Annotated in this window: 2 protein-coding genes; both read right to left on the bottom strand. The window is 60.1% G+C overall.

Features of this window, described 5'->3' with window-relative positions; genetic code table 11:
- Positions 1-777: 777 nt before the first annotated feature.
- Positions 778-2,244 carry an RES family NAD+ phosphorylase gene (locus ABDJ40_RS24555; protein WP_347613724.1) on the bottom strand — a complete coding sequence of 489 codons (1,467 nt, stop codon included), beginning with the start codon at positions 2,242-2,244 and terminating at the stop codon, positions 778-780.
- A gap of 10 nt (positions 2,245-2,254) precedes the next feature.
- A complete protein-coding gene (locus ABDJ40_RS24550) occupies positions 2,255-3,256 on the bottom strand; it encodes a hypothetical protein (protein ID WP_347613723.1) in 1,002 nt (333 codons plus the stop codon).
- Between the last annotated feature and the right edge of the window lie 125 nt (positions 3,257-3,381).

The following is a 3,381-nucleotide window of genomic DNA, read 5'->3' as shown; positions in this document are numbered from 1 at the left end:
TCTCTTTCGTTCTGTCGTCGGCCAACGATTTGCCAAAGCTTGGAGTGGGCCAGATCGTCGAACTCACGTAGCTGGCCTGCGACGTCGGCACACAAAGTCAACATGACTTGGCTGGCCGCTTACTGATCACCATCGGCAAGACGCTTGAACGACTGGGCGAAGTGATGCGCTAGCTGGGCCGGTCAAGACAAGAAAGCACCAGGCGCTAAGCAATCCACCGCTTTGCCGGATTTCACCTACGCAAGGTGCCGCCGTTAATTTGCATGAGTTTCCTGGCGTTCACGCTCTCTGCTTGAAAAAACGCAGCACCAACCAAGAAACAACGGGAACAGCGGGAGCACGGGAACACCATCACCTAAGCCGTTGTCGTGAAAAACATTTCCTGTTCCCGTTCGTCGGAAATTCTGTTCCCGCCCGAAAGGAATCGGGGACAACCCCAGGCAGCAAATGCCGCTCCCACTGCGGGGAAGGAACAGCTCCCGGCTCGAGTGCGGATTCCGGGCACATTGACCGTCCGTACCGGTCGGCTATGACCATCTCCATGCAGGGGCCCGGACGGTTCTAGCCAATGCAATGGTAAATGCCTGCTTGAAGCTGTTTGTGACTGGTCGCGTCGGGTGATTGGGTGACTGCGGCCTCAGAAGCCGGCTGTTCGCACTGCCGACCCGGCGGCGTATCTAGCTCACTCGATTGGCGTGGTGTACTGCCGACGTTCAGATCCTCAGCCCCCCAATTCACCAAGCGTGATGCCTTAGTAGTTCGCCCTGAAAGACGCTGTCACCCGCACATTCGCAGATCGCGCCGCTCAGAGCGATGGCGCGCAACGTCGAAAGACGTCGTGCCTACCCTGACCCAGTTGACATGGTGAACCTTGACCGTGTCGCGCATGATGCGGAGCGCCGCATCACGATAGTCAGCATCATGGTCAGGTGGGGGCGTGGAGTGCGGAAACCCTCCAAGCACACCATCTTCTATCGGGTCGGCCTGCCGGTTCTCACGCAGCGGGAAGATCTCACGAACGTAGTATTCGGTTTCCCATCCGTCCTCGCCGTTGTGGCCAGTACTGGCGTGGATCGCAGTCCCCTTGGGAAAGGCAAGTTCCTCAACCCGCGCCGCGTGATTAAAGAGAACGATATTGCGCCCCTCCTCGACCTGGGCAGAGGGGAAGACAATCCCGTCAAGGCGGGGCTCGTTGGCGGTCGCTAGATAGTCCGCGACCGCCTGCGTCGGCAGGTAGTCGATGGTCTCGTCATCCGGCATCACTGGGCGCACCATCCGTGCCCCGAGGGACCGGAGGAACGCCGCGCGCGCCAAGCGCTCCTTGAAAGACGGATCGAAGATACTGCCGTCTTCATGCGCCTCGCTAGCCGCCGTAAGGTCAAGCAGGCGCAGGGACCTTGCGATCTCGAATCTTGCGACAGCGACCCGGCTTCCAACGGGCGGGCGGACCTCGGCGATGGCAACGTCCTCGCGTGTCGCCCCATAGAAAACGGAAATCCCTTGGGCGTTCATCCGTCCGGCGCGAGCTATCCTCGGTGGCGGGGAAGCGAGGTGATAGTCCGGTCGGCAGAGTGCTGCTTCGAGCATGCGATCTGACTGGAACACGCGCGCGCGGTAGAGGTGATCGAGCGGCGTTGTCGGACCCGCCTCCAGGACAAGCGGTCGGCCTGCCAACGTCTTGATCTTATCGATCCCGCTGAAGACGCGGGCGAGAAGCTCTTCGCCTGCGCTGCTAAAGAAGCGTGCCCTGGTCTTGAGCGACTGCTCAAACTCATGCCACCCCAAATACAGGCCCAGGCCATTGGGCTGCCTGCGCTTGTAATGCGCGTCCGATGAGAACTCGCTCTCCTCGCCGAGGTTGTCCTTGTCGTGGTGGAGCGCATGCTTCGCCTCAAGGATCTCGAGGACATCTGCTGCGGCTTCTTCATCAAGACCGGCGGCGTCCTGGATCGCCTCACGCACCGGGAATCCATCGCGCTCCCAACAATAACTCGACTCCCTGTCAGCCATGAGCCGCTCCTCCCACGAATCAGGATTGGTGGCTGTGCGGGCGTAGTGATCGGTGAACGCCTGCTCGACCCGTTCTACTAGGTCGTCAATGCTGATCGACGGCGCGGTATCGCCGCAGTAGTCGCACTCGCCCTCTTCGCCGGCCACGCCAACTTCGGTGGAAAGGTAGGCTTCGCCGATGCAGTTGATGCAAAGGCGCTTGCCTGCGGGTTTGTCTTCCTCAGCGTTAGTCATTGGCGGCGCCCTACATACCTGTGAGGAACCGCTTGAACAAGTCTCCATACTGGGCAGCAGGGACTTCGGCGAGCTGGTTGCCGTGACGGACGAAGAACGCGCCACCGAAGTTTGACGGCTCGGCCTGGGCGTGCGTCTCGAGTACGAAGATGGTCTTGTCGTAGTACCTGACTGACTTCACGTTGCGTGCAACGTAGTCGCGCAGAGGCTCGGACAGCGCCGACGCCTTGATCCTGGCGGTCAGGTCCTTGAACAGATCGTCGAGAGATTTGCCCAGCGCCATCGCCTCATGTTCGATGCCGGTGATCAAGAATCGCTCGAAGGGAGTCGGGCTGACACCGTAGAGCTTGGTCACCCGCTGTGCGTCAGCTAATGTATCGGCAACGCCAACCAGCACGTACCCACGGACGCCCTTGCGGATGTTCGCGATGCCGACGAGGGTCTTCAGCATCTTGTCGAAGCTGTCATCGTCGATGGCATTCTTGCCATCGAGCCGGAGGAAGCCCTGTTTGAAGTCGTAGGCCCCTTGCTCGGTGTATGACTGCGTCAGGATATTCTCCATCTGCGTGATCCAGCGTACCCGGGCAGGGTCGTAACCCTTCGAAGGGCCGAATGCGTCACCATAGACGCCCGCCGCGGCATTCACGGCGTTGGCGCGGTCGTTAGCGCCCCATCTCCCCCCTTCAGACACAGAGATCTGCTTACCGCTACCGTCCATCAGCTTGACCAGCTTATCTTGATCAACAACCTCTTGGTTCTGGACGGCGATGAGCTTGTGCAGCGCCAGGAAGACGACCTGGAAGTAGCGTGGCGCTCGGGGCGTTTGCTCACCAAAGAGCAGCTGGCCAAGAGTCTTGCCGCACCGGTTCAGAGTAATTTTGAGCTGATCTAGAACGCGCTGGAAGTCCGACGTGACAACTTCCACGGTGTGCTTCTGCACGGCGAGCTCGATCTGCTCGTACCGCTGCTGAGTGCCCTCGCCTTCGCTGTAGCCGAAGAAGTCGTCCAGCACCTTGAATCGCCCCGGCTTTCGCGGAGGCTCCAACTCTAGAGAATGGAGCCATGAAGAAATCCCCGAAGTTTTCCCCTGAAGTCCGCGAGCGTGCCGTGCGCATGGTGCTGGAGCACCGTGGAGAG

Origin of the sequence: Roseateles flavus (genome assembly GCF_039872765.1) — a bacterium.
Lineage (GTDB): Bacteria > Pseudomonadota > Gammaproteobacteria > Burkholderiales > Burkholderiaceae_C > Roseateles_B > Roseateles_B flavus.
The sequence above is the reverse complement of the archived record's forward strand: the minus strand, read 5'-3'. Positions and strand labels throughout refer to the sequence as shown.

What these genes read in the sequence shown, in the direction of transcription:
- ABDJ40_RS24555 (WP_347613724.1), bottom strand. Translation starts at nt 2,244, where the DNA reads ATGACTAACGCTGAGGAAGACAAACCCGCAGGCAAGCGCCTTTGCATC.